The sequence below is a fragment of the Aliiroseovarius halocynthiae genome, from assembly GCF_007004645.1.
Classification (GTDB): Bacteria; Pseudomonadota; Alphaproteobacteria; order Rhodobacterales; family Rhodobacteraceae; genus Aliiroseovarius; species Aliiroseovarius halocynthiae.
Genome location: NZ_ML660019.1, coordinates 1010409 through 1035797 on the forward strand (window position 1 = coordinate 1010409; position 25389 = coordinate 1035797).

Sequence of the window (25389 nt, forward strand, 5' to 3'; positions counted from 1 at the left end):
AAGTGCAGGTTTCTGTTGCCAGGTACCTGCGAACCCCGCCCAAGGCGGCTAGGCCAAGGGACTTAGTTTCGGCAACCCGAACTGCTTACGCAGCCAGAGCCATAGCCGGAGCTTTGTTGTCATTTGCAACTAGCTTAAATGAACCGATAACGGTGGTATCTCACCGAAACAAAGCTAACCCCTTTAGACGTCCGTCGATCCTATTTCGTCCCCATGATCCCCAAATGAAGGATGTTTGGTGGAGACGCCGGGTACCGCCCCCGGGTCCGATCCGCTTATTACGAGCGCGTTTATGTCCATAGTCCCCGAGGGGACAGGCAACATATAAATATGGTGGATGTGCTTTGAAAGGGGAAAACGGAAAGTTTCGTGCCCTATGGTCTGATTTTTGCAATGGAAACTAGAATGGGCGAAGTCGCCCAAACCAACATTAATCGTCCAACAAATGCTGATGGAGGGTCTGCTAAGAAGTGTTCATAGCAGTGTCTTTCCAAAGTTAGCTAAGTCTCTGAGGTTGGTGAAACGTTGATGCAAGCCGCTATCAATCTCTGCCCAGATCCGCAGTCAGCCGATAGTGCCCCGTTATTGGGAAAGCGAACAAAATATCGTCTTCGTGTGTGCCGGCTCCAATATTGTGGATCACCAGAGGATGCGTGCCCGCGCGGTTCATGCGGTCCGACAGGATGCCAATGTGCGGCAGGGTGCCGCTGACGGTCCAGGTGACCAAATCTCCGGGCTGATAATCGGCAGGGTTTTGCGTCACGGCCATATCCATGCCCTTGCGCTGAAAGAAGCGCTGTTGATTTGGAACGCGGCGGTGATCGATATTCTTATCGGGACGGGTAAGTCCCCAGTTCTTGGGGTAGGCGTTGAAATTGCGGGCCATGTCTTCATGCACGGTCTTTTGCAAATCGACCCCGTGGGCGTCACGCAAGGCGCGTACAATGACATCGGTGCAAACCCCGGTTTGGCGGTCGACGTCTCCGTTAGGATAGGCAAGTCGCACATAGGCCCCGCTATAGCGCGTGGTTACGCCAATCTGGCTGCGCGCGGCGGTGATCAGGGCTTGGGACCATTCAGATATGGGGCGCGATTGGGTAACGGAATCAGGCCCACTGCTGTTAGGTGCAGGTGGGTTGGCCGACGTTGCGGTGTAGAGAAACCCACGCACCACCAGCTTGTGCTGATGTGGCAGGGCGGCCCAGCCGATAACAGGCAAAGCAATTAGTGTGAGGGGAAGAAGCAGTTTTCTCATTGCCGCATCATGGGACCCTTTGTCCCCAATGGCGAGCCGCGCCTATTCAGATGGCGAGGTTTTGCCTGTCGCTGTCGCAGACAATCGAGAACGCCCCATCTCGATTGTATATTGCGCAAGCTTCTGCAGTGAAGCGTCGGTTTGCTCTGGTATTTGCGCCTCGATCGCGTCGGTGATTTCGGTATGCAGACCCACGATGCGCTCGCGATCCCGTTGCGTATAAGTGATCATGTTCATCAGGGGCTGCATCGCCTCGACCGCACCCGCCAGTTGATAGGACAGCACTGGATTGCCCGCGCCATCCACCAATGCCCGGTGGAAGGCCACGTCTGAGGCGCAGAAGGCCTCGTCTGTCAGGCCGGGCTGGGATTGGCGGTGGATTTCGGCACGCATGGTCGCCAATTGGTCTGGTGTTCGGCGCTGGGCCGAGAGCGGCGCGCAAGAGCGTTCCAGCGCGTATCGCGCCTCGCAGGCAGTTTCAAAGTCCACGCTATTCATCGATAGGAGCAAGGTCGAGGTCGTGATCTGCTGGTCATAGGCATCTTCGAACGACATGCGGTTCACGAAGGCCCCACCCGTGGCGCCGCGCTGGGTGCGGATCAGGTTCTGTGCGGCGAGCCGTTTCAGCGCCTCGCGCACGGTGGAGCGACCTACGTCAAATTTTTCGCACAGCTCCGCCTCGGACGGCAGGCGTTGATCGACGATCAGGTTGCCCTCGATAATGGCATCGCGGATGGCCTCGGCGATCTGTGCTGACAGGTCTTTATTCTCGTCCAGTTCTGTTTTCACGCCGCGTCACATCCCACAATTGTCGTAATTGTCTGACAATTCATTTGCTCGATTTGCAATTGTCAGACATTATCAATCCCGACTCGCAAGATGGGGGAAGCATGTCCGTTTCGTCAAGGATAAGAACCATGGGTGCGCCGCATTGGCTGGCGCTGTTCGGGTTGATTCTTGTGGGGTGGGTGCTTCTGTATGCGATGGCGCTGCCACCCGACGCGCTGGAACTGTCGCGCATCTATGGTGCTGACTTCTGGCGCTCGCTCTGCGTGGTCGAGCCTGACAAGGCTGGGTTTATGGGGCTCTTTGCCATGTGGGCGGTGATGTCCGCCGCGATGATGGCCCCGACGGCCCTGCCGACCTTCGCCACCTATGACGACATGATCGCTTCGGGTGCCGGGTCTCAGCGCGGGTTTTTGGAACTGGTCGCGGGCTATCTGGTGATTTGGCTGGGCTTTGCAGCCATCGCGGCTGCCGGGCAGTTGGCACTGTTCCGCGCTGGGCTTCTGTCACCGCTGGGCCAAAGCATCTCGCCGTGGCTGACGGGCGGATTGCTGATCGGCGCAGGAGTGTATCAATTCTCGTCCCTGAAGGACCGCTGCCTGAGCCAATGCCGCCAGCCGATGACCTTCTTCATGCAATATTGGCGCGAGACCCGTTGGAACGCGGTCGCGCTGGGCCTGCGTTTGGGGGCGATTTGCCTTGGTTGCTGTTGGGCGCTGATGCTTTTGGGCTTCGTGGGCGGGGTGATGAACCTCGCCTTCATGGGGCTCGCCACTCTCATCATGATTTTTGAAAAACTGCCGGATCTCGGCCGCTATCTGACCTGCCCCTTGGGCTGGGCGTTGATCGCGGGTGGGATCGTGGCGCTTGTCCAGGGAGGATAACATGGACGGATCGCAAATAGGAACGGTCGAATGGACCATCAAAGGGGAGCTGATCCTCAACTGTAACTGCACGGTGTTCTGCCCCTGCGTGGTCAGTCTTGGCGACCACCCGCCGACCGAAGGCTACTGCATGGGCTGGGCGGGCATCCGCATCGACAGCGGTCAATATGGCGACGTGGACCTTTCGGGTCTGAATGTCGGTCTACTACTGGAAATCCCCGGCCGCATGGCGCGGGGGAACTGGAAAGCAGCGGCCTATATCGATGATCGCGCCAATGACGAGGCGTTCGAAGCGCTTTGCCATATCTTTACCGGGGCCGCCAAAGGCACTACCGGCTTGTTCAAAATGCTGGTCAGTGAGTTCTTGGGCGCCGAGCGTGCACCCGTATCGTTTGAAACCGAAGGCAACACCCGTCGTCTGATCGTCGGCAAAGCCATTCGTGGCTCGGTCACGCCGGTGCCGGGTAAAGGCGGGGCTGAACAGGTGATCACCAACACCAACTACTGGATGGGCCCGGATATCACCGTCGCCAAGGCAGACGAGGCCCGCGTGCGCGCCTTTGGACGCGTATGGGATTTTGACGGCAAATCCGCCGAGATCTGCCAGATCGATTGGAAAGGCCCCGGTCGCTAACGCGGCCGGAGGACCCCACGGGAGCGCGACCCATGGCCCTGATTTCTCCGTCCCGCCGTCTGCGGCGCACCCCTTTCTCTGACGGCGTCGAAGCTGCCGGGGTCAAAGGGTACACGGTATATAACCACATGTTGCTGCCGACCGTCTTTCGGTCGGTGGAGGAAGACTATCGTCACTTGAAGTACGCCGTTCAGGTCTGGGACGTCGCTTGTGAACGTCAGGTGGAAGTGCGTGGCCCCGATGCAGCCCGCCTGATCCAGATGCTGACCCCGCGAGACCTGTCCAAGATGCAAGACGGGCAGTGTTTCTATGTCCCTATGGTGGATGAGACCGGCGGGATGCTGAACGACCCGGTGGCTGTGAAACTGGATGACGACCGCTATTGGATCTCGATCGCTGACAGCGATCTGATCATGTGGGTGAAGGGGCTGGTTTATGGGTTCCGGCTGGACGTTCTGGTTGATGAACCTGACGTGTCGCCCTTGGCCATTCAGGGGCCACTGTCCGATGATCTGGCGGCGGCTGTCTTTGGCGATGCTGTGCGCGATATCCGCTTCTTCCGCTATAAACGGCTGGAGTTTCAGGGGCGTAGCCTTGTCGTGGCACGTTCGGGATATTCCAAGCAGGGCGGTTTCGAGATCTATGTCGAAGGCAGTGACATCGGAATGCCGCTGTGGAACGCGCTTATGGAAGCTGGCAAGGGCATGGATGTGCATGCGGGCTGCCCCAACGGGATTGAGCGCGTCGAGGGCGGACTTCTGTCCTATGGCAACGATATGACCCGCGAAAATACACCGCACGAAGCCGGGCTGGGGCGGTTTTGCTCCACGGAAAGTGCGCTGGGCTGCGTGGGGCGCGATGCGCTGTTGCGTGTGGCCAAGGAAGGCCCCGTGCAACAGGTGCGCGCAATCGAAATTTTGGGCGGCGTGCCACCTTGTGACCGCGCGTGGCCCCTTATGGATGGGGATCGGCAGGTGGGTCAGGTGACCTCAGCCGCGAACTCGCCCGATTTTAACACTGGCGTTGCGATTGGCATGGTGCGGATGACCCATTGGGACACGGGCACCGAGCTGGATGTGATGACACAAGACGGACCGCGTGCGGCGACCGTCTATGACACTTTTTGGATATAAGGACATGACGATGTTTAAAGCACTGGTAATGGAACAAAATGACGAGGGGTTGGCCCAAGCGTCGATCAAGGACATCGGTGAAGACGCGCTGCCCGAGGGCAATGTGACCGTCGCCGTGGAATACTCGACCGTGAACTACAAGGACGGGCTGTGCTTGTCGGCCAAGGGCGGGGGCCTTGTGCGCAACTACCCCCATGTGCCGGGGATCGACTATGCGGGCACTGTGGAAGCGTCGGAAGATGACCGCTATAAACCCGGCGACAAGATTGTGCTGACCGGCTGGCGCGTGGGCGAGGTGTCTTGGGGCGGGTATGCCCAGAAGGCGCGCATTTCGGCTGACAAGCTTGTGCCGCTACCTGAAGGCCTGACCACCCGTCAGGCGATGGCCGTGGGGACGGCGGGTTTCACCGCGATGCTTGCTGTTATGGCGCTGGAGGATCATGGTTTGAAGCCGGGGCAGGGACCGGTGCTGGTTACCGGTGCGGCTGGAGGTGTTGGGTCCGTTGCGACCGCCATTCTGGCCAATCTGGGCTACGAAGTCGCAGCTGTCACAGGCCGACCGGATCAGGCGGACTATCTTAAAGGGCTTGGCGCCACCACTATTGTCGCACGTGAAGAACTGAACGAGACCACCAAGCGTCCGCTTGAAGCCGAGACATGGGCGGGCTGTGTGGACGCTGTGGGTGGTGATATGCTGGCGCGCGTTTTGGGACAGATGAAGTACGGGGCGTCCGTGTCCGCCGTGGGCCTTGCTGGCGGCGCTGGGCTGCCAGCGACCGTCATTCCCTTCCTTCTGCGTGGTGTGAACCTTCTGGGCATCGACAGTGTTATGCAACCCTATGACAACCGTGTGCGTGCATGGCAGCGCATCGCCAATGACCTACCGATGGACAAGCTGGAAGCTATGATCACCCCTGCGACATTGAGCGACCTTCCCGGATTGGGGGGCGATATCCTAAAAGGGGGTGTCAAAGGTCGTGTCGTGGTGGATGTAAATGCCTGAAGAACATGAGGGGCGCGTGATCGCGCCCCTCGCCAACAAAACACTGGAAGAGATTGACGGGCAGCGCTGGGGAACACCCTGCTGCGCGTCCTATATCGAGGCGACATGTGCCTCGCTACGCAAGAAACCCATTGGACAATTCACCACTGAAAACCTGCGCATGATGATATCGCAGGATATCGGCACGGATGTATTGAAGCCCTTTGCACTGGCAGTGTTGCAGGACGATCCCATGGCCGAGGGGGACTATTACCCCGGCGATCTGCTTGAGGCCGCGGCCAAGCGGTGGCCAGATGATCCCGAGCTTCAAACCCTGACATAGAAACGGCGCCGGAAACCCGGCGCCGCATTTGTTTTCAGATGTTGGAGCTGCGTTACTCAGCCGGCTCTGCCTGAGCATCTGCGTGCTTGTCACGCAACCCGTCGCGGTAAAGCGCTTTGGTCAGCGACACCATCATCAGCCCCATGACCGCAGTAAAGGGTAGCGCGCCAATGATCATCGCGTTTTTCAGCGCGTCCATCGGGTTGTTTTCCCCTGCCGCCAGAAGCAGCGTGCCAATTACGGCAGTCAGGACGACACCCCAGACGATGCGGTGTTTGATGCCCGTTTCCTGCTCGCCGCCCGACATGATGGTGTTCATCACAAGGATGCCACTGTCTGCCGAGGTGACTAGGAAGGTTAGGATCAACACAACACACATGATGGTGATGGCCGACAGGAATGGCCCCGAGATCATTTCGCCCAGAGTTACGAAAAGCTTCGCAGTGTTCGATGCACCAATGATAGCTCCTTCTGCCGCGCCACTTAGCTCCAGATCAATTGCGGTGCCGCCAAGGATAGTCATCCAAGCAAAGCAGACCAGTGCCGGAGCGAACACACAGCCGATGATGAATTCGCGAACCGAGCGACCCTTGGAAATGCGGGCTAGGAACAGGCCCACGAAAGGTGAGAATGCGATCCACCATGCCCAATAGAAGGTGGTCCATCCCGCCTGCCAGCCGAACTGACGGGCGGGTTCACCGGCAGCGTAGACTTCGCGTAGGACGTCCTCGGGCAGAGCGGCTGCGTCGCCTTCCAGACCGGATACGAAGCCACCATAGCTGCCCCAAGCGTTGGTTGCGCCACCTTTTAGGACGTCGGCCAACGGTGCGGCGGCTTCAGGCAGGTTTGCCACAAAGTCACCTGCAGGCTGTGGGCCATAGGCACCGAAGGACAGTTGCACTATATGCAGTATATAGTCGATCAGGGCCGATCCATACGTTGTCATCGCAAAGAAGAACGACCCGAAGATGATGAAAGTCATCAGTAGGATCAATGACAAAACGAGGTTCAGGTTCGACAGGTATTTCACTCCGCGACCAACACCAGAAACAGCCGAGATGATCGACAACCCCATGATGCAGACCAGACCCGTAATCAGGCCAACCTTACCCGGAGCAGGCGCTTCACCCGACATATCCATCATCCACTCCATGCCGGTGATGGCATACAGGCCGTCGATAAACTGGCTGACACCGAAGCCGATGGTAACCGATACACCCAGAATGGTGGCGACAACGCCCAGAACGTCTACGATATGGCCGAAGAATCCATTCACGTATTTGCCGAATAGCGGGGTCAGGGCCGAGCGGATGGTCAGCGGCATATCACGCGTATAGGCATAATATGCCAGCGATAGGCCGGTCATCACGTAGATGGCCCAAGCGTGAAACCCGTAGTGTAGGAAGGTGTAGCGATATCCCGACTGCAGGCTTTCTGGTGTGTTGGGCGCGACATCGCCGGTCAGAATGACAGGGTTCGATCCCCAAAGGCCCAGTGGCTCGGCAGTTGCGAAGACCATCAGGCCCACGCCAAGACCAGCACCAAACATCATCGAAAACCACGAGAAGTTCGAGAACTCGGGTTTTTCACCAGGAAGTCCCATCACGCGACTTCCTGTAGACGGAATTATGGCCACAATGGCCAGAAAGAAAAGAAACATGCCTACAATGATAATGTAGAAGCTGTTGAACCCTTCAAGCAGGCGCCAGTTCAGGCTACCGAGGGTGGAATTTGCGTTTGCTGGGAAAACTAGTGCCCAGATCACCAATGCGACCATGACCCCTTTCGAGATCAGCGCAATCGGGAGGCTGTTGCCTTCGTAAAAACCTGACGGTGCCTTCGGAATGTGAAGATCCGTGAAAGGTGGTTTGATACTCATGTTCCCTGTCCTTGATTGTTTACCTAGCTCAATCGGTTGCTCCGAGTGGCCCCTTATGAGCCTGAAGGACGTGGTTTGAGCGACATTCGCCAAAACGGACAGGATTGTGTTCAGATGCGACAATTTGTCGTTTTCCAGCTGGTTTGAGACCGTGTCTTTGGTGTGCGAATGTATGCAGAACTTGTTGGCCTTGACGCTTAAAACAATGCGGTTTAGCCAGGTCGTGTCCTCGTATCTGTCGAGGGCTGCCCGTTGTTCTGAAATGTTACGGGTTGGCTGGAAGACCTGCCGGATCTGGGGTGGCTCTGATCTGAAAGGCACCTCTCGAACATGACTGAAGGAGCCTACAATGGCCGAACTGGACATCAACTGGGTGCGCGCGCAGTTTCCCGCTTTTTCCGAACCCACACTGCTGGGCCAGGCGTTTTTCGAGAATGCAGGCGGGTCCTATACCTGTAAGCCGGTGCTGGATCGTCTGAACCGCTATTATACGCAGCGCAAAGTGCAGCCCTATGCGCCCTATGGTGCCTCACGCCTAGCAGGCGAGGAAATGGACGAAGCGCGCGCGCGCCTTGCGGCCATGATGGGGGTCAAGACAGACGAACTGTCTTTCGGGCCGTCCACCACACAGAATACTTATGTTTTGTCGCAAGCCTTCCGGCAGCACCTGACGCCGGGTGATGCAATCGTTGTGACCAATCAGGATCACGAGGCGAATTCTGGCCCTTGGCGGCGTTTGGCAGACGAGGGATTCGAGGTTCGCGAATGGAAGGTCGATCCCGAGACCGGACATTTGGATCCTGCAGATCTGGATGCACTTTTGGGTGACGGGAAGGTTAAGCTGGTATGCTTTCCGCATTGCTCGAACGTGGTAGGCGAGCTGAACGACGTGGCTGCGATCTGCGCTAAGGCCCGCGCCGCTGGGGCCTATAGCTGCGTTGATGGCGTCAGCTATGCGCCGCATGGGTTTGTGAACGTGGATACGCTGGGGGCGGATATCTATTTGTTCTCGGCCTATAAGACCTATGGCCCGCATCAGGGGATCATGGTGATCCGTCGCGCATTGGGGCAGGCGCTGCCAAATCAGGGGCATTATTTCAACGCGGACAGCTTGTATAAGCGCTTTACACCAGCTGGCCCCGATCACGCACAGGTCGCGGCGTGCGCAGGGATGGCGGATTATATCGAGGCCTTGGCGACGCATCACGGCGCAACGGGCGACGCAGCCGAATTGTCCGCATCCGCGCATAAGCTGATGCGCGACCACGAGGTCGAATTGCTGCAACCCTTGTTGGATTACGCGTCAGCCAAGAACTCGGTCCGGCTGATTGGGCCGTCTGTGGCGGCCAATCGCGCGCCGACCGTATCGCTTTTATCGGCCCAGAAGGGCGAAGATCTGGCGGCTGCTTTGGCTCCGAAGGGCATCATGGCGGGCGGCGGCGACTTCTACGCTGTGCGCGCCTTATCCGCACAAGGTGTGGACCCGGATCACGGCGTCCTGCGCGTCAGTTTCACGCATTATACCAGCGCCGAAGAGGTCACAAAATTGATCGACGCCTTGGACCAGGTGCTCTGATCCTGCTGCCCTGGTCCTAACGGGCTGGGGCAACCCATAGGCATACTGCGCCTGCAAACAGGTTTCCGCAGTTGCATAGCAGCCATCTTGCCAGCCTGCCTGTCCACGACATAGCCTTCCCATAGCATTCATATGTTTTTGGGAGGGGACATGATCCTGACCGATACAAAAAACCAAGCCGATCTGCCGCGCTATTTCGCGCAAGTCTTTGCTGTTGCCAAACGAATGAATAAAGGGCGGTTAGAGTTTGTGATGCCCGATGGACGCCGCTTTCGCGCGGACGGGGCGCAGCCGGGCTATGTCGCCGAGCTGCATGTGCACGACCCGGATGTCTTTGCACGCCTGATCCGCGAAGGTGATCTTGGCTTTTGCGACGCCTATATCGAGGGGGGGTGGTCCACGCCGGATCTTCAGGCCTTTCTGGATTTGGTGCAGGATGACAATGACATGGTCTATGACGGCTTTCCGGGCCAGATATTCCTGCGTGCTTACGAGCGGATGCGCCACCTGATGCGGGAAAATACCAAGAAACAGGCGAAGAAGAACATCTCGGCTCATTACGATTTAGGTAATGATTTCTATGGCTTGTGGCTGGATGATACCATGACGTATTCGTCCGCGCTGTTTCGCACTGGGCAAGAAAGCCTTGAGCGCGCTCAGGAAGAGAAATACGCGTCGATGATCGACGAGATGGGCGTGACGCCGGGCGATCATGTTCTGGAAATTGGCTGTGGCTGGGGGGGCTTTGCGGAACATGCTGCCCGCAAAGGGATCCGTGTCACCGGGTTGACCATCAGCCAAGAACAGCACGATTTCGCGGTCGAGCGGCTGGAGAAGGCAGGCCTGTCCGATATGGTCGAGATCAAGCTGCAGGATTACCGTGACGAAACCGGGCAGTATGACGGAATCGCCTCGATCGAGATGTTTGAAGCTGTCGGTGAGAAATACTGGCCCATCTATTTTGAAACGGTAAAGTCCTGTTTGAAGCCCGGTGCGAAAGCAACACTTCAGATCATCACCATCGCCGAGCGCCGGTTTGCTGCCTATCGCAAGGGGGTTGATTTCATTCAGAAATACATCTTCCCCGGTGGAATGCTGCCGTCAAAGACGATATTGCAGGATGAGGTGGCGAAGGCAGGGTTGGACACGCGTAACCGGATCGAATTCGGTGAAAGCTACTCGGTCACCCTGCGTCGCTGGTTTGAGCGGTTTAACGCAAGCTGGGCAAACATTGCCCTCATGGGGTTTGACGACAAGTTCCGTCGGATGTGGAACTTTTACCTCACTTCCTGTGCCGCGGCGTTCCATTCCGGCAGTTGTGACGTCGTTCAGTTGACGGTGGCCCGTCCTTCTGGATAAATCGGTGCAACTACCGAACTTTATGTCATATTGTGGCTATAAGTAATCCTGAAGACCTGACACACAAAGAGGGCAGAAAGCCTATGCCAACAGCTGCGAAGTTTATTTCTGCCGTCATCCTTGCTGCGATCGGCTGGATGTGCGCCGAGATGGTGAAACCGTTGATGCCCGAGGGCAGCGATCCCAGATATTTTTCCCAAACCTGTGCCATCGCGGGATGGTTGGTGGGGTGGTTCTATTTGGGGCCGCGCGCTGATCGCGAGCTGGGTACAATGGGTTCCAATGCGGGAACGACCACTTTTGTTCAGGTGATTTTCACGCTTTTTATTTTTTCCTTCGTCGAGATGATCGAGCGCTCGCTAAAGAAACGCTACGATGGTCCAATTGAAGGATTACAAGACATCTTTGTTATCGGTGGTGAAATGATGCTGGAATATACCACCGCCGAGATTGTTGCCGTTGCAATTCTTGGCGGGTTTATCGCCTCTAAGGTTGCCTTCTATGCCGCGCGCAAATGGGGCTAGCGACGTCACCCGACCCAACAGGCTTTGCATGTAAGTTGAAAGGGATCCTGTGAGCTCTATGTTTTTTTATGGCACGCTGTGCCATCGCCCGCTTCTTGGCGTTGTTTTAGGAGCGGAAAGCACTTGTCGTGTTCGACCGGCATCCTTGTCGAACCATGTTGCACATTGGGTTTGTAACCAACCTTTTCCAATGATTTCGTCAAGTGTTGAAGGCGACGTAGTACACGGGCTTCTCGTACAGGATTTGTCTCCCAGTGATGTGGCCCGTTTGAACTTCTATGAGGGCGGGTTTGACTATGCATTGGGCGACGTAACAGTACAGCCTGATGCGGGCGGGCCTTTGGTGCCAACACAGGTATATTACCCAACGCCGGGGTTGTGGGCGCCGGGGGGCTTGTGGGATCTTGCCGCTTGGGACGCGCGTTTTGGCGCAATGGCTGTGGAAGCCGCGAAAGAGGTGATGGATTTCTATGGTCAGGTCACGCCCGAGGATATCGCGCGACGCTTTCCGATGATCCGAACTCGCGCCAGCAGCACGCTGCGCGCGCGTCAGGAGCCCGCTCCGACCGCATTGCGCACGCATTACGGCCTGCAGGATGTAGACGTGCAAGACAAGCGGACACCTTACGCACAGTTCTTCTCGATGGAAGAGCAGGTCTTGTCCTTCCGCAAATATTCCGGCGAGATGAGCGACGTGGTTGACCGCGCCGCCTTCGTGGGTGGGGATGCGGTCATCGTGCTGCCCTATGATCCCGCGCGCGACCGCGTGCTGCTTGTCGAACAGTTCCGCATGGGGCCTTTGGTGCGCGGGGATCAGTACCCTTGGACATTGGAACCCATTGCGGGGCGGATCGACGGTGGTGAAGTGCCCGAGGAAAGCGCCCGTCGCGAGGCGATAGAGGAAGCTGGCCTTGAACTTGATCGCTTGATCCCTTTGACGCCAAACTATCCCAGCCCGGGCGCCAGCACCGAATTCTTTTATCCCTTCATCGCCATATGCGATCTGCCCGATGATGCAGGCGGCATTGGTGGTGTCGAAAGCGAAGCCGAGGACATCCGAAGCCATGTCATCCCCTTTAATCAATTGATGTCTCTGATCGCTACAGGAGAGGCGAATTGTGGCCCCTTGGTCTTGGCTGGTTGGTGGTTGGCTGCAAATCGTCAGGAATTGCGCACGCATTCGTGATGGTCGGCCCTTGAACCGCCTATGTTCAGGTCATACAGATGATAGGAACGACGCGCGATAAGGGGCTGAAACAATGGACATCAAACGCGATCTTGAAGCAACCGTGGGCAACACGCCCCTGATCCGATTGAACGCGGCCTCCGAGGCAACAGGCTGTGAAATTCTGGGCAAGGCCGAGTTCATGAACCCGGGCCAGTCCGTCAAGGACCGTGCGGCGCTGTTCATCATCCGCGATGCCGTTGCGAGTGGCGCGTTGAAGCCGGGTGGCACGATTGTGGAAGGGACAGCTGGTAACACCGGGATCGGGCTTGCGCTGGTTGGCGCGTCGATGGGGTTCAAAACGGTGATTGTGATCCCGGAAACCCAATCCGAAGAGAAGAAGGACATGATCCGTCTGGCTGGGGCTGAATTGGTTCAAGTTCCTGCAGTGCCTTACAAGAACCCCAATAACTATGTGCATTATTCGCGCCGTCTGGCAGAGAAGCTGAATGAAAGCGAGCCAGCGGGTGCGATCTGGGCCAACCAGTTTGACAACGTGGCCAATCGTCAAGCGCATATCGAAGGCACCGGGCCCGAGATCTGGGCGCAAACTGGTGGTAAAGTCGATGGTTTCACATGTGCCGTTGGTTCTGGCGGGACGCTTGCAGGCGTTGGTATGGCATTGCAGCCCAAGGGCGTGAAAGTCGCGCTGAGCGATCCAATGGGATCGGGGCTGTTCTCGCTGTATGAAACCGGGACTGCGGCCGCAGAAGGTGGTTCGATCACCGAAGGGATCGGGCAGGGGCGGATCACTGCGAACCTTGAAGGTTTCACGCCCGACATGCGGTTCCAGATCCCCGACGACGAAGCCTTGCCAGTCATTTTTGACTTGTTGCAGGACGAAGGTCTGTGTCTTGGTGGCTCGTCCGGTATTAACGTGGCGGGTGCAATGCGGATGGCGCGTGAAATGGGGCCGGGCCATACGATCGTGACGGTTCTGTGTGACTATGGCACGCGTTATCAGTCGAAGCTGTTCAACCCCGACTTCCTGCGTGAAAAAGGCTTGCCGATCCCCGCGTGGCTGGAACGTGCGCCTGCCTTTATGCCTGAGGTGTTCGAGGATATCTGATGAGCTCTGAACTGCGCCGTTCGACTCTGCCTTCCCGGTTCTTTTGGCTTTTGCGGGTGTGGCTGTGCGCTGTCATGCTGTTGATGCCGATAGGGGCCAGCGCGCAAGACGCAGATACAAGCACGGATATATCCAGTTTTGTTCTGACAAAGGAAGGCGCGCCGGATTATCTGGCATGGTCGCGCGTAGCAGAGCGGGGCGAACGTGTGCTCGAAATTGGGCGGGCCTCGGACCAAGCTCTTAGCGAGCTACGTAGCGAAATTGCCCAATGGCGCGGCCTGTTCAAATCTGCGCAAGACGAGAATTCTATCCGTATTGATACGCTGAAAACACAGCTCGCCACTTTGGGGCCAGAACCTGAAGATCTCGGAAGTGAGCTGGCGGTGCTGGCACAGCGCCGCAAAGAGCTGAATGCTGAACTTAGCAAAGCACAGGCGCCGGTTAAGGAGGCGGAAGAATCCTATGCGCGGGCGGATTTTCTTGTTCGTGAGATCGACAGCATGTTGCGGACGCGCCAGACAGATCAATTGTTCAAGCTCGGTCCGACTCCGTTGAACCCAGCGGCTTGGTCAACTGCATTTGCTGCGCTGAAAAAGACCTTTGCGACTGCAGCGTCTGAGACACGCAATGCTTGGGGAAGCGACGCGCAGAGACGAGACCTGCAAGCAGATTTGCCGGTTACCATCGCCTTGCTGGTTATCGGCCTTGTGCTGCTCACGCAGTCGCGCGGATGGTTGATCCGACTTGGGGGGCGTTTGCGCCAAATGCGCAAAGGGCCATCGCGTGGCGTTGTGGGGTTTGTCATTTCACTAGGCCAAGTCATCGCGCCTATGTTGGGATTGTCAGCCTTCCTGATTGCCTTGAACCTTGCCGGTGTCCTGGGGCTGCGTGGTCAAGCGATCGCGGATGCATTACCTGCGGCAGGACTGCTATTCTTCGTCGCGTTGTGGATTGGTACACGCGTTTTTGGGGCCGAGGCATCGCATGCATCTCTTTATCTGCCCAGCTCGGTGTTGCGGGCCGAAGCGCGGATTAATGTCACGCTTCTTGGCCTGTTGCTGGGTATCTTGGTCGTCCTTCGGCAAGTTGGTGCGGCGGAAGCATATTCGGAAAGCACAGTGGTTGTTCTGGCGTTCCCGGTGCTTGTGGGCGCGAGTGTTCTGTTGGTGCGTATGGGGCGTTTGCTGCGGCGCCATCTGGGCGCGCAGGATTCTGGAAACCATAGTGCGTTCAGGACGCGCGTGATCTCGGGAATTGGTCGCGTATGTGAAGCGGTTGGGTTCGTTTCTCCGATTGCAGCGGCTGTAGGCTATACCGCCTTTGCCGAAGCGTTGCTGCTGCCGACCATTCTGACCCTGGCAGTTCTTGCTGTTCTCGAGATCCTGAATGTATTTGTGAAAGCAGTCTATGCCACCGTCATCCGTGCGGATGATGAGATCGCGGATCAGGCGCTCTTTCCTGTCATCGTCAGCTTCTGCCTATTGTTGGCAGCTTTGCCTTTGCTAGCTTTGATTTGGGGTGCACGAGCAACAGATCTGGCCGAACTCTGGGCGCAGTTCCTGAACGGCTTCCAGATGGGAAGCACGCGCATTACGCCACGGGCTTTCCTCGTCTTTGCAATTATATTTGTCGGTGGCTATGCGGCGACCCGCGCGCTTCAGGCAACTCTGCGAAGTTCAATTCTTCCCAAGACCAACTTGGACAAGGGCGGGCAGAATGCCATCGCGGTTGGTACCGGATATGTGGGCTTATTTCTTGCAGCGGTGATTGCGATCACCGGAGCAGGGATCGACCTGAGCTCAGTCGCGATCATCGCGGGTGCTCTATCAGTCGGGATCGGGTTTGGCTTGCAGACCATCGTTTCCAATTTTGTCTCGGGCATCATTCTTCTGATCGAGCGCCCAATTTCTGAAGGCGATTGGATCGAAGTGAATGGCCAGATGGGCTATGTGCGCGACATTTCTGTCCGCGCTACGCGGATCGAGACGTTTGACCGTTCGGATGTGATCTTGCCGAACTCCGACTTGGTATCGGGCGTTGTAACGAATTATACGCGCGGCAATTCGATTGGGCGGGTGATCATTCCGGTTGGCGTGGCATATGGCACCGACACAAGGTGCGTAGAGACCATTCTGCGCGAGATCGCCGAAGCGCACCCAATGGTTACCGTAAATCCATCGCCAGCGGTGATTTTCCAGGGGTTTGGTGCAGATAGCCTTGATTTTGAGATCCGTGCGATCTTGTCAGACGTGAATTTCATGCTGTCGGTCAAAAGCGAGATCAACCACGAGATCGCCCGCCGCTTTGTCGAAGAAGGGATCGAGATTCCGTTCGCACAGCGGGATATCTGGCTGCGCAATCCCGAGGCTTTGAGCGGAGGGGCAACCACGCCGAAAGCGGACCTTGCAGACGTGCCAGCACAGAATTTAACTCGGGATTCCTTCACGGTCGAAGACATGAATGGTGAGGGGGAGGGCGATGAGTAAACCTTTGGATCAGGACGATGCCTAGTTGACCGATGTCGCCGACAAGGATCTGCTGCAAGTTGCCATGATGTTTCACAATGGCTGAATTGAGATTTGCGCCTGCGCCACATGCGGATGCACACGGCGCTGAATCCTCGGTCGGTTGTGGCTCCATTGTCCGTCGCTGCTGGGGGATCTGGACCGAGAGTTCTCGATTGAACTTCTCTATCGGATATCCCTAATGGATAAGCAGTCCATTGAGGACTTACTGAATGCCCGACTTTCCGCGATTTTGAGCCGGTGAAGAACTGAAACTTGGACCCAAATCATACTGGTCGATTTGCAACCGTTTGGCGGACCCCCTTGTGCGCTGCATCTGAAAACCTAGCGTGGTCGCGCAGGATTGCCCCCGACCGGCGGCACCCACTTAGCGGCGGCCCCAGCAGGCTGCTGAGGATCCGAGGTCTTGGGTAGGTGATTGTTGCGGCCAATGGTGCTCGATTGGTTCAGCTTTCCTTCGTGTTGGTCTATCGAAAATCAATCCATGAAAAGTGACAATGACGGCTTGAACCCTGAAGCACTTCCGAATAACAACGTCGGCGGAGCGGTGGCCGAGTGGTCGAAGGCGCACGCCTGGAAAGTGTGTAGGCGGGGAACCGTCTCGAGGGTTCGAATCCCTTCCGCTCCGCCAGAAATTTTTGTTTATGTTGTGAAACGTACAAAATTCAGCTCACCAACAGCCATATGAGGTGTCGGTGTTGGCTGGGTTTTTGTCAGCGGTGACGCTCCAGAAATCTCTGTTTTGGCTTGTATTGCTTCCTATAGCTCTGATGGCGTGCGTGCGTTAGAAATGTGCGCCCCATCTAGGGTGTGCATCATCTATGACCAACGCGTGGGAATGTCTGCGATGCCCCTGAAGATGCGGGTGGTCAAGTGGTAGATTATCGTGTGTATGCGGCACCTCGACCGGGTCATCTGCTGGCCAGAACTGAAGGGCAGCAGCGATCCCGGTGGCTGATAGCGCAGCAAGGGTCAGCAGCGTTGGTACTGTGCCAAACGTGGTGAGAAGCCAGCCCGACAACGGATACGTAAACAGCCAGCAGGCGTGGGATAACGCAAATTGCGCGGCAAAGATCGCTGGGCGGTCTTCAGCATGTGCGGATCGCGCCAGCAGGCGACCCGAAGGGGTTAGAACGGTCGAGTAGCCCAGTCCGATCAACACCCATGCAGCCAACAGTGCCATCCAGCTTAGTCCGATCATCGATACCATCACACCAAACCCCAGAAGTGTTGCCACCATCAAACTGGCTCCGGTCAGCATCAACGGACGCTCGTTCCAGGTTTTTAGCGCTTTGGGCAGGGCAAAGGCGGCGACCATACTGCCCGATCCGAAGGCAAACATGGTCCAAGCCAAGGCGCTTTCCTCTAGCCCCAAGTGACTGCGCACCAAGATGACCGAGTTCACCAGCACCATTGCCCCGGCGCTGGACACGGCAAGGTTCAGCCCCAAGAGCCCGCGCAGCCGCGGAGTGGCCAGATAAATGCGGACGCCCAATGTGGTGCGCTCATAGAAGCCGCGCGGCGCGGCTGGTTTCGGGTTGGGCAGGCGTGTGCTTATCACCATAAACGCCGAGATCAGGAAGCCAAATGCCGTGCCAAGAAACAGGCTGCTATAGCTGGCAACGGTCAAGATCAAAGCGGCAAGGGTGGGGGAGAGGATGTTTTCAAGATCAAAGGCCAGACGCGACAGCGACAGCGCTTTTGTATAGCGCTCTTCATCCGGCAATACATCCGGGATGGTGGCCTGAAAGGTGGGCGTGAACGCCGCCGAGGCGGCTTGCAGAACGAAGATCAAGCCATAGACCTGCCATAGCGTTGTAGCAAAAGGCAGACATAGCACGACGGCTGCGCGGATCAGATCGAGCACGACCAACAAAGCGCGTCGGTTCATCAGGTCTGCCACGGCGCTGGCGATCGGGGCAAGTCCGACATAGGCGACCATCTTGATGGTAAAGATCGTGCCCAACACCAGCGCCGCATTCTCGCCCGCCATATCGTACGCCAGAAGCCCCAGCGCGACGGTGGCAAGTCCGGTACCCAGAAGGGCCACAATCTGCGCCATGAACAGGTTGCGATAGGCTTGGTCGCCGAGAACTTCGAACATGCGTGCCTCACAGATACCGGGTGATGGCTTTAAGTTCAGCCACGGCGGCCGAAGTTTCATCTCCAAGGCAGTGATCTAGATGGTCGTGGATCAGCGCCTGTTTCGCATTTCGAATGGCGCTTTCAACTGCTTGTAATTGCTGGGCAAGGTCGACGCATGGGCGGCCTTGCTCGATCATCTCGATCACCGACTGAAGATGCCCACTGGCGCGTTTTAAGCGGGCCGAGATCTTAGGGTGGCTGGCATGTGTATGTGTCTGTTCCATCAGGCAATGATATCCCCCCTAGGGGGATGCGACAAGCCCGGCGGCGACACCGTGATCCGTGATCAAGACCGGTTTCGCTTTCCCCCAGCCGGTCAAGCGCGTATGCGGGGGCATGACACAAAATCGCGGAATTCTACTGAAACTAGGATCGGTTGCGTTTTTCATGTCCATGCAGGCCATGATCAAGGCGGCATCGGGCCATATTCCGCCGGGCGAGATCGTCTTTTTCCGCTCTGTCTTTGCGTTGCCGGTGATCGCCGCATGGCTGGCCTATGAAGGCCGGTTACATTCAGCGCTGCGCACCACCCAGCTTTGGGGGCATATCAGTCGCGGCACCGTGGGGGGTATGGCGATGGGGCTGAATTTCACGGCCGTCGCGTATTTGACTCTGCCTGACATCACCGCGATCCTTTACGCTTCGCCCATTATCACCGTGGTCTTGGCCGCCATCATATTGGGCGAGCAGGTGCGCGCGGTGCGGATCGGGGCGGTGCTGGCTGGTCTGGTGGGTGTGTTGATCACTATGTGGCCGCAGCTTCAGGGCTGGGGGGACGGCAACGACATGCGGGCCTTTGGCGCAATGTTGGCGTTGACGGCGGCCTGTTTTATCGCGGTCGCCAAGATCCTTGTGCGCAAGCTGGTGGGGGTGGACCCGCCGTCGACCGTCGTGATCTATGCGTCTTTTACGGCAATTGCCCTGTCACTGCTGACTCTGCCATTCGGTTGGGTCTGGCCAACGGGGCCGGAATTTACTCTGTTGCTTGCTGCTGGTTTGGCGGGTGGTGTCGGGCAGCTGATGCTGACCACCGCCTATACCCATGCCGAGGCATCTACGATTGCGCCGTTCGACTATTCCTCGATGATTTTCGCGCTGGCCTTCGGATACCTCTTCTTCGGAGATCTGCCCACCGCGCAAACCCTTCTGGGCGCGGGTATCGTGATTTCCGCCGGTCTGGTGATCATCTGGCGCGAGGCGCGTCTGGGTAAAGACCGTTCGAAATCCCGCGCCGCCGGTTCGTCAGGCGGCTGATTGCCAATAGGTTTTACTGCTCACGTAAATTCACTGGAAATATTGGGAAAACCCAACTATTATTGGCGCAAGCCCTCGCGTAAGACGAAGGCACAGGCGCCGGCACCAAGAACCCGCAAAGGGGTGGGCCGGATTTTATGAGCGGTACAAGTAAATTGCAGGCGGTTACTCATGACTGAAATGGTGTATGGCGCGGTCCCCGCACAAAGCGGCGATCCCATTCTTCCCCGTTGGTGGCGCACGATCGACAAGTGGTCGGTTTCGTGCATTTTGATCCTGTTTGGCATTGGTATGTTGCTTGGCTTTGCCGCCTCGCCACCGCTCGCCGAGCGCAACGGGCTGGGTTATTTCCACTATGTCGAACGTCAGTTGATCTTTGGTGTTGCAGCCCTGATTACTATGCTTGCTTTCACCATGCTAAGCCCCAGAATGGTGCGCCGCTTGGGCGTGCTTGGGTTTGTGGTGGCGATGATCGCCGTGATGTTACTTCCCGTACTGGGAACCGATTTCGGAAAAGGGGCCACGCGCTGGTATTCGCTTGGATTTGCGTCGGTCCAGCCGTCTGAGTTTCTGAAACCCGGCTTTGTGGTGGTCGCCGCGTGGCTGATGGCAGCGAGCCAAGAAATCAACGGACCACCCGGACGCGCCATGTCCGCCGGGCTGGTCACCGTGATCGTGCTGTTTCTGGCGATGCAGCCAGACTTCGGTCAATCCGCGCTGATCCTCTTTGGCTGGGGTGTGATGTATTTCCTTGCCGGTGCCCCGATCCTTTTGCTGGTGGGTGCTGCTGGATTGGTCGTGCTGGGCGGCACGTTCGCCTATCACAACTCGCAACACTTTGCGCGCCGGATTGACGGCTTCCTGAACCCAGAGGTCGACCCCACAACACAGCTTGGCTACGCCACCAACGCCATCCGCGAAGGCGGCTTCTTCGGCGTTGGTGTTGGCGAGGGGCAGGTGAAATGGTCGCTGCCGGATGCGCATACGGATTTCATTATCGCCGTCGCGGCCGAGGAATATGGCCTGCTTCTGGTTCTGATCATCATTGCGCTTTACGCCACTATCGTTGTGCGCAGCTTCCTGCGCCTGATCCGCGAGCGGAACACATTTATCCGACTGGCTGGGTCTGGCCTGGCCGCCATGTTTGGCGTGCAAGCGCTGATTAATATGGGCGTGGCCGTACGCCTTCTGCCGGCAAAAGGCATGACCTTGCCGTTCGTCAGCTATGGCGGTTCGTCTTTGATCGCCGGGGGTATTGCACTTGGCATGCTTTTGGCTTTTACCCGCACGCGGCCTCAGGGCCGGATGCAGGACGTATTTGCAAATAGGCAGGGCAGATGACAACGACACAACCGCTTCTTGTGATTGCGGCCGGAGGCACCGGCGGCCACATGTTTCCCGCGCAAGCGCTGGCCGAGGCGATGCTGGCCAAGGGCTGGCGGGTGAAGCTGTCGACCGACGCACGCGGCGCACGCTATACGGGCGGCTTTCCCCATGTCGTCGAGATCGAGCAGGTCTCGTCTGCCACCTTCCAGCGCGGCGGCATCTTGGCGAAGGCAATCGTGCCGTTCCGTATTGGCGCAGGCGTGCTGGGCGCAGTTCTGAAAATGCGCCGGGATCGCCCAAAGGCTGTCGTTGGGTTCGGAGGCTATCCGACCATCCCCGCTTTGGGCGCTGCCAAGCTTTTGAACCTGCCGCGTATGATCCACGAACAAAACGGCGTGCTGGGACGGGTGAACACACTATTTTCTAGCCGCGTGAACCGCGTGGCCTGTGGCACTTGGCCAACTGATCTGCCCGAAGGGGTCGAAGGCGTCTATACCGGAAATCCCGTGCGCGGGGCTGTCATGGCGCGTCAGGGCGCGGGCTATATTGCGCCGGGCGATTACCCCATGTCGGTGCTTGTGATTGGTGGCTCGCAGGGCGCGCGTGCCCTGTCCGATCATGTCCCTGCGGCTTTGGCCAGCCTGCCGGATCATCTGCGCCGTCATATCTCGGTCAGCCATCAGGCACGCGAAGAAGATATAGAGCGCGTCAGTGCATACTATAGCGAGCACGGCATCCGCGCTGATGTGCAAAGCTTCTTCACCGACATTCCACGCCGCATGTCCGAAGCGCAGCTGGTCATCAGCCGGGCCGGGGCCTCGTCGGTCGCGGATATCTCGGTTATTGGGCGTCCCTCGATCCTGATCCCGCTGCCGACCGCCACAGATGATCACCAGACCGCCAATGCCCGCGGGCTGGTGGACGCAGGTGCGGCGATCTTGCTGCCTGAAAGCATGTTGACGCCCGACAGCCTGGCCGAGCAGGTCGCGCTGGTGTTGGGAACCCCTGAGGGGGCCGAGCAGATGGCCCGCGCCGCGCTGGCCCATGGCCGCCCGGACGCCACCGATGCGCTGGTCGCTTTGGTCGAAGATCTGGCCGCGCAGGCCTAAGTATTGAATTCGAAGGATAAATAGATGAGTGCAGCAGCGACCAAGCTTCCCACCGAAATGGGTAAGATCCACTTTGTGGGCATCGGCGGGATCGGTATGTCCGGCATTGCCGAGGTGCTGTTGAATCACGGTTATCAAGTGCAGGGCTCGGATTTGAAGACCTCGAAAATCACGGATCGCCTGACTGATCTGGGCGCCGAGATTTTCATTGGCCAGCGTGCCGAGAACCTTGAGAATGCCGAGGTCGTGGTGATCTCGTCCGCGATCAAACCGGGCAATCCAGAATTGGACACCGCGCGCGCCCGTGGCCTTCCCGTCGTGCGTCGGGCCGAGATGCTGGCCGAATTGATGCGCCTGAAATCAAACATTGCTGTTGCGGGAACGCATGGCAAAACCACGACCACAACCATGGTGGCCGAGTTGCTGGTCAAAGGCGGTATCGATCCAACCGTGATCAATGGCGGCATCATCCATGCTTATGGCTCGAACGCGCGGATGGGGCAGGGCGAATGGATGGTGGTCGAAGCTGATGAAAGCGATGGCACCTTCAACCGTCTTCCCGCCACCATAGCCATCGTGACGAATATCGACCCCGAGCATATGGAGCACTGGGGCGACTTTGATACGCTTCGCCAGGGGTTTCTCGATTTTGTGTCGAATATACCTTTCTATGGGCTTGCGATCTGCTGTACCGATCACCCCGAGGTGCAGGCGCTGGTCGGCAAAGTCACTGACCGCCGTGTCCTGACCTATGGTTTCAACGCGCAGGCCGACGTGCGTGCCGTGAACCTGACCTATAAGCGCGGTGTTGCGCATTTCGATATCGAGCTGAACCACGAAGGCACCAAGATCGAGGGCTGCACGCTGCCGATGCCGGGGGATCACAATGTCTCGAACGCATTGTCCGCGGTCGCCGTGTCGCGTCATTTGGGCATGAAACGTGATGAAATCCGCGCAGCACTTGCCAGTTTTGGCGGTGTGAACCGTCGCTTCACCAAAGTGGGCGAGGTGAACGGCGTCACCATCATCGACGACTATGGGCATCACCCGGTCGAGATTGCAGCGGTTCTGAAAGCCGCCCGTCAGGCGACGGAGGGGCGCGTGATTGCGGTTCATCAGCCCCACCGCTTTACCCGCTTGCACGACCTGTTCGAGGATTTCTGCGCCTGTTTCAACGAGGCAGACGTCGTTGGCATCGCCGAGGTCTTCGCCGCAGGTGAAGCGCCCATCGAAGGCGCATCACGCGATGATCTGGTGGCGGGCTTGGTTCGTCATGGCCACCGCCACGCCATGGCCGTGGAGGATCAAGATGCCTTAACTGCGCTGGTCAAGGAGCACGCCAAACCTGGCGATATGGTTGTCTGTCTGGGCGCGGGCACCATCAGCGCTTGGGCGAACGGGCTGCCGGTGCGTTTGGGGTAAAGCGGGATCGAAGGTGCAAACACTCTATCAAATTGTGTTCTGGCCAGTGATTATTGCGCCTTGGGCGTCCATTCCAGTTTGCGGATACATGACCTATCGGGGACGGCCTGTCCGGGCGCTGCTCACCGCAATGTTCCTGTGCTTTGGGCTCTGGTTTGCACATTTTGAAGTCGTATCCTATTTGGAAGGGGGGAGCATCGACCGAGGGCCCGCTTTTGTACTGCATCTTGTGCTGGATTACGCGACCATGGCTTTTGGGATCTGCGTTGTCGTCATGTGCGCCATATGGATTTGGCACCGCTGGCGAGGGTCCAATCGGCAAAAGGGAGCCTGATCTATGTCCCTAGCGCTTGTTTGCGCCGCATTGTGGGTGATTGCGGCCAGCTTTGTTGCGATGCTTCCGATGCGGATGCAGTTCCCCCCCGGCTTGGCCCTGCTGATCCTCGCACCTGCCCTGATCATCTGGATCGGAATGAACCATGGCTGGCTGTGGGTCTTGGTTGGCACCTTTGGCTTTGTATCCATGTTCCGTCGTCCCCTATGGTACTTCGTCCGAAAATGGACGGGGCGCATATGACACTATCGTTGATTCTAGCCTGCCTTTGGGTGGTGGGCGCGCAGGTGATCGCGCTTACGCCATCGCGTGATCACCATTGGCGGGTGGCTTACGCCTTGATCACGGTGGGCATTCCGTTATTGGGGTATGTGGTTTATGAGAACGGCCCTTGGGTAGGGCTTCTGGTTATGTTTGGTGCGATGTCGATCCTGCGCTGGCCGGTGATCTACCTGACGCGCTGGTTAAGAAAGAGGTAAACATGCCCCGTCCCGATCAGATTGACATTCGTGGCAGCCTTATGGTGGACAAAGAGCTGGCAGGATTGACCTGGCTTCGTGTTGGCGGTCCTGCAGACTGGCTGTTCATGCCCGCCGATGAAGATGATCTGGTGCATTTCCTGTCCGAACTGGATGTGAATATCCCTGTTTTCCCTATGGGCGTAGGCTCGAACCTGATTGTCCGCGATGGCGGGATCCGAGGGGTCGTGATCCGCTTGGGCCGCGGCTTTAACGGGGTTGAGATTGACGGTCAGACGGTGACCTCTGGCGTTGCGGCGCTGGATGCACAGGTTGCCAAGAAGGCCGCAGCCGAGGGCGTGGACCTGACATTCCTGCGCACAATTCCCGGTGCAATTGGGGGGGCAGTGTGCATGAACGCTGGCTGCTATGGGTCTTATATCGCTGATGTTTTTCAATCGGCGATCGCTGTCACGCGGGCCGGTGAACGTGTGACGTTAACCGCTGAAGATTTGCAATTCCAGTATCGTCAAAGCGCCTTGCCAGACGGTTGGGTACTGACCCAAGCCGTGTTGAAAGGCCCTGCTGGGGATCCCGATGCTTTGGCCGCGCATATGGACGCGCAGCTTGCCAAGCGCGATGAAACCCAGCCCACAAAAGATCGCACAGCGGGATCAACGTTCCGCAATCCTGCGGGCTTTAGTTCGACCGGGCGGGCCGATGATAACCATGAATTGAAGGCCTGGAAGGTGATTGATGACGCCGGAATGCGCGGCGCGACCAAGGGCGGCGCGCAAATGAACCAGATGCATTCGAATTTTCTGACCAACACGGGGGATGCCTCCGCCGCCGACCTTGAAGGATTGGGCGAAGAGGTCAGAAAAAAGGTTTACGAACACAGCGGCATAAAGCTAGAATGGGAAATTAAGCGCGTAGGTGATCCGGCAGCAGAATAAGTCGGACGCCAAGATACGAGACAACGCGAAAATTACGGCCGAAATGGCCGAAAATTGAGGGGTCGGGCAGGCCCTGAACGCCGAAAACAGACGCAGATAACTGCGCAATCCTTCGGTTCGGGGCGGTACGCCTCATGGCAGACACCGTGGTTGCACGGGATTAACGCCGGAAACGGCAGGGCATTTTGGCCGCTTTGCGGTCATGTACGAG

At 57.7% G+C, this 25389-nt stretch carries 23 protein-coding genes, 1 tRNA gene and 1 other RNA gene; 19 read left to right on the forward strand and 6 right to left on the reverse strand.

Annotation, left to right across the window (positions count from 1 at the left end; all coding sequences use genetic code 11):
• Position 1: 1 nt before the first annotated feature.
• The 3 genes from ssrA to FIL88_RS05070 all read right to left on the reverse strand — a co-directional run bounded on the left by ssrA (position 2) and on the right by FIL88_RS05070 (position 2044).
• Positions 2-354: a transfer-messenger RNA gene (ssrA, locus tag FIL88_RS05060) on the reverse strand.
• 187 nt (positions 355-541) lie between these two features.
• Positions 542-1255 carry a DUF1287 domain-containing protein gene (locus FIL88_RS05065; RefSeq protein ID WP_142852701.1) on the reverse strand — a complete coding sequence of 238 codons (714 nt, stop codon included), beginning with the start codon at positions 1253-1255 and terminating at the stop codon, positions 542-544.
• Positions 1256-1297: 42 nt separating this feature from the next.
• The gene (locus tag FIL88_RS05070; protein ID WP_142852702.1) at positions 1298-2044 is read right to left on the reverse strand and encodes a FadR/GntR family transcriptional regulator; all 747 of its coding nucleotides are present in this window, start codon (positions 2042-2044) and stop codon (positions 1298-1300) included.
• Positions 2045-2172: 128 nt separating this feature from the next.
• Between FIL88_RS05070 and FIL88_RS05075 the strand changes: the two genes are divergently transcribed.
• The 5 genes from FIL88_RS05075 to FIL88_RS05095 are packed head-to-tail and all read left to right on the forward strand — an operon-like array spanning position 2173 to position 6017.
• Positions 2173-2925 carry a DUF2182 domain-containing protein gene (locus FIL88_RS05075; RefSeq protein WP_142852703.1) on the forward strand — a complete coding sequence of 251 codons (753 nt, stop codon included), beginning with the start codon at positions 2173-2175 and terminating at the stop codon, positions 2923-2925.
• Between the two features lies 1 nt (position 2926).
• On the forward strand, positions 2927-3559 hold the full coding sequence (locus FIL88_RS05080; protein WP_142852704.1) for a DUF1326 domain-containing protein: 633 nt from the start codon (positions 2927-2929) through the stop codon (positions 3557-3559).
• A 32-nt stretch (positions 3560-3591) separates the two neighbouring features.
• Positions 3592-4692: a dimethylsulfoniopropionate demethylase gene (locus FIL88_RS05085; RefSeq protein ID WP_142852705.1), complete on the forward strand. Its 1101-nt coding sequence runs from the start codon at positions 3592-3594 to the stop codon at positions 4690-4692.
• A 10-nt stretch (positions 4693-4702) separates the two neighbouring features.
• The gene (gene acuI / locus FIL88_RS05090) at positions 4703-5695 is read left to right on the forward strand and encodes an acryloyl-CoA reductase (RefSeq protein ID WP_142852706.1); all 993 of its coding nucleotides are present in this window, start codon (positions 4703-4705) and stop codon (positions 5693-5695) included.
• Positions 5688-6017, forward strand: coding sequence for a contact-dependent growth inhibition system immunity protein (locus tag FIL88_RS05095; RefSeq protein ID WP_142852707.1), 330 nt, complete (start codon positions 5688-5690; stop codon positions 6015-6017). The genes acuI and FIL88_RS05095 overlap by 8 nt, the downstream gene beginning before the upstream one ends.
• Before the next feature lie 52 nt (positions 6018-6069).
• On the opposite strand, the gene FIL88_RS05100 is transcribed toward FIL88_RS05095, so the two are convergent.
• The gene (locus FIL88_RS05100) at positions 6070-7896 is read right to left on the reverse strand and encodes a BCCT family transporter (protein ID WP_142852708.1); all 1827 of its coding nucleotides are present in this window, start codon (positions 7894-7896) and stop codon (positions 6070-6072) included.
• Between the two features lie 349 nt (positions 7897-8245).
• Between FIL88_RS05100 and FIL88_RS05105 the strand changes: the two genes are divergently transcribed.
• From FIL88_RS05105 to FIL88_RS05135, 7 genes are all read left to right on the forward strand, one after another.
• A complete protein-coding gene (locus FIL88_RS05105; protein ID WP_142852709.1) occupies positions 8246-9472 on the forward strand; it encodes an aminotransferase class V-fold PLP-dependent enzyme in 1227 nt (408 codons plus the stop codon).
• Positions 9473-9622: 150 nt separating this feature from the next.
• The gene (locus FIL88_RS05110) at positions 9623-10831 is read left to right on the forward strand and encodes an SAM-dependent methyltransferase (RefSeq protein ID WP_142852710.1); all 1209 of its coding nucleotides are present in this window, start codon (positions 9623-9625) and stop codon (positions 10829-10831) included.
• An 83-nt stretch (positions 10832-10914) separates the two neighbouring features.
• Positions 10915-11355, forward strand: coding sequence for a TrgA family protein (locus FIL88_RS05115; protein WP_142852711.1), 441 nt, complete (start codon positions 10915-10917; stop codon positions 11353-11355).
• Between the two features lie 58 nt (positions 11356-11413).
• Entirely contained in the window at positions 11414-12541 is a 1128-nt protein-coding gene (locus FIL88_RS05120; protein ID WP_246066662.1) for an NUDIX domain-containing protein, read from the forward strand.
• Between the two features lie 73 nt (positions 12542-12614).
• Positions 12615-13649: a cysteine synthase A gene (locus tag FIL88_RS05125; RefSeq protein WP_142852713.1), complete on the forward strand. Its 1035-nt coding sequence runs from the start codon at positions 12615-12617 to the stop codon at positions 13647-13649.
• Complete coding sequence (locus tag FIL88_RS05130) at positions 13649-16135, forward strand: DUF3772 domain-containing protein (protein ID WP_142852714.1); 2487 nt, start codon at positions 13649-13651, stop codon at positions 16133-16135. The genes FIL88_RS05125 and FIL88_RS05130 overlap by 1 nt, the downstream gene beginning before the upstream one ends.
• A 580-nt stretch (positions 16136-16715) precedes the next feature.
• A tRNA-Ser gene (locus tag FIL88_RS05135) sits at positions 16716-16805 on the forward strand.
• A 153-nt stretch (positions 16806-16958) separates the two neighbouring features.
• Here the strand turns inward: FIL88_RS05135 and FIL88_RS05140 are convergent.
• Positions 16959-18278: an MFS transporter gene (locus FIL88_RS05140; RefSeq protein WP_142852715.1), complete on the reverse strand. Its 1320-nt coding sequence runs from the start codon at positions 18276-18278 to the stop codon at positions 16959-16961.
• Positions 18279-18285: 7 nt separating this feature from the next.
• Positions 18286-18543 carry a metal-sensing transcriptional repressor gene (locus tag FIL88_RS05145; protein WP_142852716.1) on the reverse strand — a complete coding sequence of 86 codons (258 nt, stop codon included), beginning with the start codon at positions 18541-18543 and terminating at the stop codon, positions 18286-18288.
• A 112-nt stretch (positions 18544-18655) separates the two neighbouring features.
• On the opposite strand from FIL88_RS05145, the gene FIL88_RS05150 reads away from it, so the two are divergent.
• The 7 genes from FIL88_RS05150 to murB all read left to right on the forward strand — a co-directional run bounded on the left by FIL88_RS05150 (position 18656) and on the right by murB (position 25178).
• On the forward strand, positions 18656-19573 hold the full coding sequence (locus tag FIL88_RS05150) for a DMT family transporter (protein ID WP_142852717.1): 918 nt from the start codon (positions 18656-18658) through the stop codon (positions 19571-19573).
• Between the two features lie 171 nt (positions 19574-19744).
• Positions 19745-20914: a putative lipid II flippase FtsW gene (gene ftsW, locus FIL88_RS05155; RefSeq protein WP_142852718.1), complete on the forward strand. Its 1170-nt coding sequence runs from the start codon at positions 19745-19747 to the stop codon at positions 20912-20914.
• Positions 20911-22008 carry an undecaprenyldiphospho-muramoylpentapeptide beta-N-acetylglucosaminyltransferase gene (gene murG, locus FIL88_RS05160; RefSeq protein WP_142852719.1) on the forward strand — a complete coding sequence of 366 codons (1098 nt, stop codon included), beginning with the start codon at positions 20911-20913 and terminating at the stop codon, positions 22006-22008. Before ftsW ends, murG begins: the two co-directional genes overlap by 4 nt.
• A gap of 24 nt (positions 22009-22032) precedes the next feature.
• Positions 22033-23430, forward strand: coding sequence for a UDP-N-acetylmuramate--L-alanine ligase (gene murC / locus FIL88_RS05165; RefSeq protein ID WP_142852720.1), 1398 nt, complete (start codon positions 22033-22035; stop codon positions 23428-23430).
• 337 nt (positions 23431-23767) lie between these two features.
• The gene (locus tag FIL88_RS05170; protein WP_142852721.1) at positions 23768-24007 is read left to right on the forward strand and encodes a DUF2484 family protein; all 240 of its coding nucleotides are present in this window, start codon (positions 23768-23770) and stop codon (positions 24005-24007) included.
• Complete coding sequence (locus FIL88_RS05175; protein WP_142852722.1) at positions 24004-24243, forward strand: DUF2484 family protein; 240 nt, start codon at positions 24004-24006, stop codon at positions 24241-24243. The genes FIL88_RS05170 and FIL88_RS05175 overlap by 4 nt, the downstream gene beginning before the upstream one ends.
• Before the next feature lie 2 nt (positions 24244-24245).
• The gene (murB, locus tag FIL88_RS05180; RefSeq protein ID WP_142852723.1) at positions 24246-25178 is read left to right on the forward strand and encodes a UDP-N-acetylmuramate dehydrogenase; all 933 of its coding nucleotides are present in this window, start codon (positions 24246-24248) and stop codon (positions 25176-25178) included.
• The last annotated feature ends 211 nt before the right edge of the window (positions 25179-25389 follow it).

What these genes read in the sequence shown, in the direction of transcription:
- FIL88_RS05120 (WP_246066662.1), top strand. Translation starts at nt 11,414, where the DNA reads ATGTTTTTTTATGGCACGCTGTGCCATCGCCCGCTTCTTGGCGTTGTT.
- FIL88_RS05125 (WP_142852713.1), top strand. Translation starts at nt 12,615, where the DNA reads ATGGACATCAAACGCGATCTTGAAGCAACCGTGGGCAACACGCCCCTG.
- FIL88_RS05145 (WP_142852716.1), bottom strand. Translation starts at nt 18,543, where the DNA reads ATGGAACAGACACATACACATGCCAGCCACCCTAAGATCTCGGCCCGC.
- FIL88_RS05095 (WP_142852707.1), top strand. Translation starts at nt 5,688, where the DNA reads ATGCCTGAAGAACATGAGGGGCGCGTGATCGCGCCCCTCGCCAACAAA.
- FIL88_RS05065 (WP_142852701.1), bottom strand. Translation starts at nt 1,255, where the DNA reads ATGAGAAAACTGCTTCTTCCCCTCACACTAATTGCTTTGCCTGTTATC.
- murC (WP_142852720.1), top strand. Translation starts at nt 22,033, where the DNA reads ATGAGTGCAGCAGCGACCAAGCTTCCCACCGAAATGGGTAAGATCCAC.
- FIL88_RS05150 (WP_142852717.1), top strand. Translation starts at nt 18,656, where the DNA reads ATGACACAAAATCGCGGAATTCTACTGAAACTAGGATCGGTTGCGTTT.
- ftsW (WP_142852718.1), top strand. Translation starts at nt 19,745, where the DNA reads ATGACTGAAATGGTGTATGGCGCGGTCCCCGCACAAAGCGGCGATCCC.
- FIL88_RS05100 (WP_142852708.1), bottom strand. Translation starts at nt 7,896, where the DNA reads ATGAGTATCAAACCACCTTTCACGGATCTTCACATTCCGAAGGCACCG.
- FIL88_RS05085 (WP_142852705.1), top strand. Translation starts at nt 3,592, where the DNA reads ATGGCCCTGATTTCTCCGTCCCGCCGTCTGCGGCGCACCCCTTTCTCT.
- murB (WP_142852723.1), top strand. Translation starts at nt 24,246, where the DNA reads ATGCCCCGTCCCGATCAGATTGACATTCGTGGCAGCCTTATGGTGGAC.
- acuI (WP_142852706.1), top strand. Translation starts at nt 4,703, where the DNA reads ATGTTTAAAGCACTGGTAATGGAACAAAATGACGAGGGGTTGGCCCAA.
- FIL88_RS05080 (WP_142852704.1), top strand. Translation starts at nt 2,927, where the DNA reads ATGGACGGATCGCAAATAGGAACGGTCGAATGGACCATCAAAGGGGAG.
- FIL88_RS05175 (WP_142852722.1), top strand. Translation starts at nt 24,004, where the DNA reads ATGACACTATCGTTGATTCTAGCCTGCCTTTGGGTGGTGGGCGCGCAG.
- FIL88_RS05140 (WP_142852715.1), bottom strand. Translation starts at nt 18,278, where the DNA reads ATGTTCGAAGTTCTCGGCGACCAAGCCTATCGCAACCTGTTCATGGCG.
- FIL88_RS05170 (WP_142852721.1), top strand. Translation starts at nt 23,768, where the DNA reads ATGTCCCTAGCGCTTGTTTGCGCCGCATTGTGGGTGATTGCGGCCAGC.
- murG (WP_142852719.1), top strand. Translation starts at nt 20,911, where the DNA reads ATGACAACGACACAACCGCTTCTTGTGATTGCGGCCGGAGGCACCGGC.
- FIL88_RS05115 (WP_142852711.1), top strand. Translation starts at nt 10,915, where the DNA reads ATGCCAACAGCTGCGAAGTTTATTTCTGCCGTCATCCTTGCTGCGATC.
- FIL88_RS05130 (WP_142852714.1), top strand. Translation starts at nt 13,649, where the DNA reads ATGAGCTCTGAACTGCGCCGTTCGACTCTGCCTTCCCGGTTCTTTTGG.
- FIL88_RS05110 (WP_142852710.1), top strand. Translation starts at nt 9,623, where the DNA reads ATGATCCTGACCGATACAAAAAACCAAGCCGATCTGCCGCGCTATTTC.
- FIL88_RS05075 (WP_142852703.1), top strand. Translation starts at nt 2,173, where the DNA reads ATGGGTGCGCCGCATTGGCTGGCGCTGTTCGGGTTGATTCTTGTGGGG.
- FIL88_RS05105 (WP_142852709.1), top strand. Translation starts at nt 8,246, where the DNA reads ATGGCCGAACTGGACATCAACTGGGTGCGCGCGCAGTTTCCCGCTTTT.